The sequence below is a fragment of the Candidatus Aeolococcus gillhamiae genome, from assembly GCF_016464765.1.
In the GTDB taxonomy this organism is placed as follows: Bacteria; Chloroflexota; Dormibacteria; order Aeolococcales; family Aeolococcaceae; genus Aeolococcus; species Aeolococcus gillhamiae.
The window spans coordinates 1-6,367 of record NZ_JAEKNS010000106.1; the positions used below are offsets into that span (position 1 = coordinate 1).

General features: G+C 65.0%; 8 protein-coding genes. 2 read left to right on the forward strand and 6 right to left on the reverse strand.

Annotated features, from left to right (window positions below; translation table 11 throughout):
* Nucleotides 1–29 precede the first annotated feature (29 nt).
* The gene (locus JF886_RS10175; protein ID WP_337312101.1) at nucleotides 30–428 is read right to left on the reverse strand and encodes a hypothetical protein; all 399 of its coding nucleotides are present in this window, start codon (nucleotides 426–428) and stop codon (nucleotides 30–32) included.
* Nucleotides 429–488: 60 nt separating this feature from the next.
* Between JF886_RS10175 and JF886_RS10180 the strand changes: the two genes are divergently transcribed.
* Nucleotides 489–1,118 (forward strand): TetR family transcriptional regulator, encoded by a 630-nt coding sequence (locus JF886_RS10180; protein WP_337312103.1) that lies wholly within the window; start codon nucleotides 489–491, stop codon nucleotides 1,116–1,118.
* A 650-nt stretch (nucleotides 1,119–1,768) separates the two neighbouring features.
* Here JF886_RS10180 and JF886_RS10185 read toward each other — a convergent pair.
* The 3 genes from JF886_RS10185 to JF886_RS16810 all read right to left on the reverse strand — a co-directional run bounded on the left by JF886_RS10185 (nucleotide 1,769) and on the right by JF886_RS16810 (nucleotide 3,180).
* The gene (locus JF886_RS10185; RefSeq protein WP_337312105.1) at nucleotides 1,769–2,095 is read right to left on the reverse strand and encodes a VOC family protein; all 327 of its coding nucleotides are present in this window, start codon (nucleotides 2,093–2,095) and stop codon (nucleotides 1,769–1,771) included.
* Between the two features lie 574 nt (nucleotides 2,096–2,669).
* On the reverse strand, nucleotides 2,670–3,095 hold the full coding sequence (locus tag JF886_RS10190) for a hypothetical protein (protein WP_337312107.1): 426 nt from the start codon (nucleotides 3,093–3,095) through the stop codon (nucleotides 2,670–2,672).
* Nucleotides 3,031–3,180: a universal stress protein gene (locus tag JF886_RS16810; RefSeq protein WP_350340577.1), complete on the reverse strand. Its 150-nt coding sequence runs from the start codon at nucleotides 3,178–3,180 to the stop codon at nucleotides 3,031–3,033. Before JF886_RS16810 ends, JF886_RS10190 begins: the two co-directional genes overlap by 65 nt.
* Before the next feature lie 273 nt (nucleotides 3,181–3,453).
* Here JF886_RS16810 and JF886_RS10195 point away from each other — a divergent pair, with 273 nt between their 5' ends.
* On the forward strand, nucleotides 3,454–3,753 hold the full coding sequence (locus tag JF886_RS10195) for a hypothetical protein (RefSeq protein ID WP_337312110.1): 300 nt from the start codon (nucleotides 3,454–3,456) through the stop codon (nucleotides 3,751–3,753).
* Between the two features lie 106 nt (nucleotides 3,754–3,859).
* Here JF886_RS10195 and JF886_RS10200 read toward each other — a convergent pair whose 3' ends face one another.
* Both JF886_RS10200 and JF886_RS10205 read right to left on the reverse strand, forming a co-directional pair.
* Entirely contained in the window at nucleotides 3,860–5,818 is a 1,959-nt protein-coding gene (locus JF886_RS10200) for a molybdopterin-dependent oxidoreductase (protein WP_337312111.1), read from the reverse strand.
* Nucleotides 5,819–5,884: 66 nt separating this feature from the next.
* Nucleotides 5,885–6,367, reverse strand: a 483-nt coding sequence (locus JF886_RS10205) for a cbb3-type cytochrome c oxidase subunit I (RefSeq protein ID WP_337312113.1), incomplete at its 5' end; no start/stop codon positions are given.

Genomic DNA, 6,367 nt, shown 5'->3' on the forward strand with positions numbered 1-6,367 from the left:
AGGAAGAACTGCACTCCGACGCCAATGTGTCAGCGCCTGACCCCGGCCCTGACCGCGATCGCGATCGCCGTTACGCCAGCGACGATGAGGATCACTCCTCCAACCGCATGGGTGGCCGACACCGGGTGCAGGATCGCGGGCACCTGGTGCGGGCCGTCCGCCGCCAGCGTGATCACCGAGTAAGCCGCCGCCAGCCACGCCGTCCAGCGTCTCCTTGTCGCTGCCATCACGGCCGCCACCACGAAGCCGGCTCCGCTGAAGACCACCAGCGGAACCAGGACCGAGTGGTCCTCGAAGTAAATGACTACGACCAGCAGCGCAACCAGGAGGGCATAGGCGGCCGTGGCAGCCGCGCTTGCACTTAGCCAGCCGCCGGCCTCACTGCCCGCCCCTCCAGCCGCACGCTCGTTCGCGCTTTCAATCGCCATGTCAAACCCCTCCTATTTCGCTGCAGTTATTGTGCAGCTAATGTACCATAATCGGACGCTTTGAATACGAATGTCAAGAAGCGGCGCTACCTGTCGGCCGCCCGCGCACAGCAGGCACACCAAACGCGAGGCAGGATCCTGAATACGGCCGCTCGGCTCTTCGTGGAGCGAGGCTACGCCGCGACCAGCGTCGCCGACATTGCCGCCGAGGCGGGCGTAGCGAGCCGGACCGTCTATCTTGACTTCCCCAACAAGCGCGCCCTGCTCGACGAGGCGATCGGGGTCGCCCTCGGCGGCGACGATGCCGCGGTGAGGGTTCGTGACCGCGACTGGTTCCGGCAGACGGTCGAAGCGGCGGGTCCTGAGATTCCGGCTCTTTTCGCCAGGTTCACCGCCAAGCTCCACGTTCGCAGCGCCGCCCTGCTGGAGGCCGCTGAGGCGGCCGCCGCCGCCGATCCGGACGTGGCAGAGCGCCGCGACCGGGGCCGGCAGTACCGCCGCGCCGACATGCGTCGGGTAGCTACGGCGATCGCGGCCAGCACCGGCGCCGATGTCGCCTTCGCGACGGACCTGCTCTACACGCTGGGGTCGTCTGCCGTATACGCCCAGCTAGTCTTCCAGTGCGGATGGACACCGGAGCGCTACGAGCGGTGGCTGGCGACGACCATCGAAACCGCTCTCCTAAGGTGATCAACGCCCGGGAAGCAACGCCTCACGCCCAAGAGGCGCCAGTCTCGGACGCCGAGCTTTCACCTATCTGCTTTGGACCTCAGCCGGTCGGGAGAGCGGCAGCGTCGAAGGCCGCCACCACTACGAGGCCCGTGTCCTGCTTGGGTTCAACGACTGGTATGACGTTTACAATCGCCGCTGGCCACAACAGCTCGCTCGGCTATCTGCCGCCCGCGAGCTTCGCTGCGGCGCTCATCAAACCCGGAACCCTCTCTGACTCCGCGTCCGGTAGGTGACCTCTGTCGTCGCCTTCCGAACCCCTTTGCGGCCGACTGTCGCAAGGGGCCATCCCCCTGCGGGCGTCCGGGAGTCACGTGGAAGCTCATCGGGCGACCGCGTCAAGGTCAACGGGCCTCGATCCTGTGGGCCTAGATGCGTTCGATCTTGGCTGGAGCAGCTCGGGACTGACGGAGGTAACGCTCCAGCCGCTGCGCGCCGCCCGTTGTACGGATCGTCGGCTCGGACGCCTGTCTGCTCGGACATCGTTCTCCCTTCCCCGAGGCCTTCGGCGCCACGGACCGTCCCGCCGCTACGCTGGCTCCGGCGCCGCCAGCTCGGCCGGCGTGACGTTCTCGATCCGCGAGGCCAGCATCCACTGGTTGCCGAACGGATCACCGATGCGGCCGCTGCGCTCGCCGTAGAACTGATCGGCGAGGGGGTAGACCACCTCGCCGCCGGCGCGAACGGCACGATCCCCACGCGGCGTCGACGTCGGGCCAATGGGTGCACAGCAGCGCGTTGAACTCGTCGTCTTGGGCGTCCTTGACCATCACGACCGCGTCGCCGATCAGCAGCTCCGCGTGGACGAGCGTCCCGTCGGGCATGTGGCAGCGCTCGCCGAGTTCCTTGGCATCGAACGCGGCCTTGTAGAAATCGATCCCCGACGCGCCATCGCTCAACGCGAGCCGCGGCGTGACCGTGTGGAGGTGCTCCGGCACCGGCCTGACCGTCCGCTCGCGCTCGGCCAGGCCGGGCGTTCGGTTGGGAGCTGCGCACCCGCGGCGACGGCGCGATCGCATTCGACGACGCGGTCAAGGAGGTGAGCGGCTCGTGGGTCACCGGCCGGCCGCCGTCGGCTGAGCCGGGGATCATGGTCCACATCATGGTCGCTGACCTCAAGGCAGCGCTCGGGGCCGTCCGCGTCCCGATCACGTTGCCGGCCGGGTCGCGAACGTGCCCCACGCGCTCGCCGGGCGCGGCGGCTTCGTTCAGCACCTCGCTGCGGAGATGTGGCTGTCGACCGAAACCATCTACCAGCCGTCGGGGAACTCCCTGCGTAGCCGGCCGGCCATCAGCACAAGGTCGGACAAGCTGAGGGATGGCACCTGTACTGCAATACTGCAATGAGTAGAAGATGAGGCGGTTGGCAACGCGGCCGAAAGCCGCAATCACCACCTGCCGGCCGACCGCTTGCGCTTTCGGCGTATACGCCTCGGGTGATGGTGAGCAACAAGGGTAGCCGCGACCGCGAGGGCTTCGCACCTTCGACCGTAGGCTGGCCCCAAAGCGCCGCTACAGATACGTCAGGAGTCGAAGCTCGTCGAACTTGAGCACCGCGTTGCTAGCGTCACCTGGGACGACGGCCACCAAGGTAACGGTGACTCTCTCGGTCTTGGGAGCGGCGGTGATAAGTCTCTTGAGGGCCTGGGTGATGATCACGGGTTTCACCTGAGGCGTGAGCTGGTGGGCAGGCCGCAGGTCGAAGGGGTTGCGAGGGCCAGTGGGTACGTCGCAGTGACCAAGGTCGCCAAAGCAGCCGCCGTGGCCGAAGATATGGAAGGAGCCGGCATAGCTCTCGGCTCCTCGGCCACTAGATGCGTCGGCCTCGACATCGTTAAGGTACAGGCGGCCCTCATAGGAGGCGCCCGAGTGATCAACGCCATAGACCACCAGGTCGGCGCGGGTGAAGAGGCCGGCTGAGGGGCTTGGCGAGCCCAATCGCCCACTCCAAAGCGGCGTCGGACTGGGGCGAGCCGTCGATCCCGATCACGATTTTCTCTACCTTTCTTGTGCTACCCGCCATGTCAAGCTTCCTCCTTTAAGAAGTGCGCTATCGGGTTCGAATCTACTGGCGTCCCGGGCCAGGAGGTCCCGGCGGGCCGGGGTCAGACGATGCTGGCGGTACGGTCTGTCGGCGGAGCGCAACCATTGGTTCGTTCGCTCCTTTCTCAGGCCGACCAAGTATTCCGGCGTCGTCCGGCTCGTCACTGACAGCATGAGACTCCGGAAAGCCCGGACGTCCCGCAATCAGCCCGGAGGCGGCCAGAGAACCTCAGCTGGAGCCGGTGGGCGTGAAGTGGAGGTGGACGCGCTTGTGCTTGGTCGACCAGAGGTGGACCTCCTCGGTCTGTTTCGAGGAGGCGTTGTCGACGATCAGGTGGAGTTGCTTGCGCGGTTAGGTGCGGACGAGCAGTTTGAGAAAGGCCAGGAATTCTGCATGGCGGTGGCGCTGGTAGCAGGCGCCGGTAATCCCGCCGGTGGTGACCTCCAGGGCCGCAAACAAACTGGTGATGCCGCTGCGCTTGTAGTCGTGGGTATGTCGCGACCTAGTGCGGCCTCATCGGCGCAGAGGCTGGCTACGGTCGAGGGCATGTAGAGACCGGGTGAGACGTAGTGCGCAGGTGCGGCAGATGACATGCCGCCATTTCTCAGGTCCTCGGCAAACCATCTAAAATTTCTAGCCATTTTTGCTGGGCAGTGCACTAGATGGACTGTCGATAGCCGAAGAACTCGTGGTCCTGGTTGTAGCCGCCGTAGCCGCCGCCAATCTCCGAGTAATGCGCAACGAACTCCACACCCTTGATCCACTTGACCTGCTTGAAGCCGAGCTGGGTCTCGTTACGCAGCCGGAGCGGGGCGCCGTGGCCGAAGGACAGCGGCTTACCGTTCATGTCGTAGGCCAGCATCGTCAGGTGGTAGCTCATTTGCTCGATTGGGTGCGCGTCGTAGTAGATGCCCTTGTCCGGGCCGTCACCGAGCGAGTAGAAGACGACCCACTTCGCCTCGGGCTGCGGCTTGACTAGGTCCATGATCGTCTGCATCGACACTCCACCCCACTTGGCTATGCCCGACCAACCTTGGATGCAGAAGTGCTGGGTGATCTGCTCATGGTGTTGCAGCGCTCGCAGCTTTACCAGGTCCAGGTCGACCGGGTTGTCGACCAGTCCGTTGATCCGCAGCCGGTAGTCCGCGAAGTTGCCCTCGAACAGCGCCTTGTACTCCTCCGAGTCTGGGTACTGTCCGTTGTGCCAGAAGTAGGGAGAGAGGTCCTTCTCGGTGTACTCGCCTGGGGTGGCGTCCACGTGCTCGAACAGGCGCTGCACCGGGCCGATCAGCGCGAAGCCGACACGCTGCACCACCCGGGGATGACGCAGAGTGAACGGGGTGGCAGCAACCCAGCCGACGATGACCACGACCATCGAGGCCGCGAAGATCCAGAAGCCTACCCAGCTATCCTCGTTTCGCCCTGCGTAAATGTGGTTGAGGTTCCGCAGCAGACCGGTGGTGAACACCAGGGTGACGTGGATCACGATGAACAGCAGGAACCAGACCAGCACACAGAAGTGCAGTGAGCGTGCCGTCTGGATGCTGAGCACCTTGCTGATCCGCTTGAAGCGGGTAGACAGTGCAGGTGACATGCCGAGGCCCGTGACAAGCGCGAGTGGGGCGGCGACGAAGACCGTGATGAAGTAGGCGATCAGCTGCAGGCTGTTGTAGGCCACCCATCCGTTTTCGGTTGGCCAATCCAGCGACAGGTACTGGATCAGCACCGACACGGCGTTGGGAAAGACATCCCAGCTGGTTGGTACCAAACGCCGCCAGTGCGGGGTCGCGAACAGCAAGACGTAGAAGACCAGGCCGTTGAGCAACCACAGGGTGTCGGTGCCCAGATGCCACCAGCGGGCCAGCCCGATGGAGTGCCGAATTCCCGGTAGACCGACCTGTCCCGGCAGGCTGATGGAATCTTTCTTCGCGGTCCACAGCGGGTCGGCTGGAACCGGCTTCTGGACGCGGAACCAGTCCTTGCCCGGCGTGCTGTGCCGGGTCCAGTACAGCCGAGGGTGGTCGCTGAGGATCTGCACTCCCGACCGGATGATGAAGATCATCAAGAACAGATTGAGGAAGTGCTGCGCTCCCGCCCAGATGGGCAGGCCTGCGTTGCGATCGGAACTGGCTGCCTGGACGGTGCCGGGGTAGTGCTCGATGAACCGCTGCACCGCTGGGGTGCCGCGCAGGCCCTGCGCAGCCGCCACCGCGACGATCAGAACCACGAAGCCGATTGGCAATAACCAGAGCAGGTTGAACCACTTGCTGGGGCCGACGCGCACACGCGGAGCGATACCGTGCGCTTGCGGTACCGAGCCCGCCCATGTAGCCGGATCAACGACATCCTCGCCCGTTGTCAGCTGCGCCCGATAGCTCTGCACCGCCTGCGGTGAGGCGCTCGACGGTGCGGGGCCGGGCAGATTCGGGGGGGTGGGCTGGTCGGCGGTGTCAGTCATGGGCGGCAGCGCCCCATCCGTACCAATAAAACGACTTCGATGCCGCCGTCGGTGACCCGGACTGCGGGTAGACAGGTACCGATTGGGTGGCCGGGGGGCCGGTACGGTCCCCGGCGGAGAGCGCGATCTGTTTGTGGCAGCACTCGTCGAGCGGGGCATCGACCGACCCGCAGCTGTGGGCAATCCCCGCCAAGACGGCACCCGACAATCGGTGTGGCGGCTGCCTCACTCAGGGCTCGCCAGCGAGGGCCGCAAGCCGTCCTCGCGCATGTCGCGCAGCGGCATGAACGAGCGCACCACGGGCACCTTCTCAAAGTTGTAGGGCGGCGGTGGGGAGGTCGTCGCCCACTCCAGTGTGTTGCCGCCCCAGGGGTCATCGCCCGCCGGCTCGCCGTACTTCCAGCTTACGACCAGATTGTAGATGAAGACAAGCACCGATGCCGCGATCACGAACGAGAAGACGGTGATGAACATGTTCGTCGCACCCCAGCCCTCCTCGCCAAAGCCGCCGGGGTAGCTGTAGATGCGCCGCGGCATGCCCTCCAAGCCCAGCGTGTGCATGACCAAGAAGGTGCCGTTGAACCCGATGAAGAAGAGCCAGAAGCTCCACTCGCCAAGTGTCTTGTTCAGCATGCGACCAGTGATCTTGGGAAACCAGTACTGCGTGCCAGCCAGAAGGGTGAACACACTGCCGCCGACCATGACGTA

What these genes read in the sequence shown, in the direction of transcription:
- JF886_RS10200 (WP_337312111.1), bottom strand. Translation starts at nt 5,818, where the DNA reads ATGCCCCGCTCGACGAGTGCTGCCACAAACAGATCGCGCTCTCCGCCG.
- JF886_RS16810 (WP_350340577.1), bottom strand. Translation starts at nt 3,180, where the DNA reads ATGGCGGGTAGCACAAGAAAGGTAGAGAAAATCGTGATCGGGATCGAC.
- JF886_RS10175 (WP_337312101.1), bottom strand. Translation starts at nt 428, where the DNA reads ATGGCGATTGAAAGCGCGAACGAGCGTGCGGCTGGAGGGGCGGGCAGT.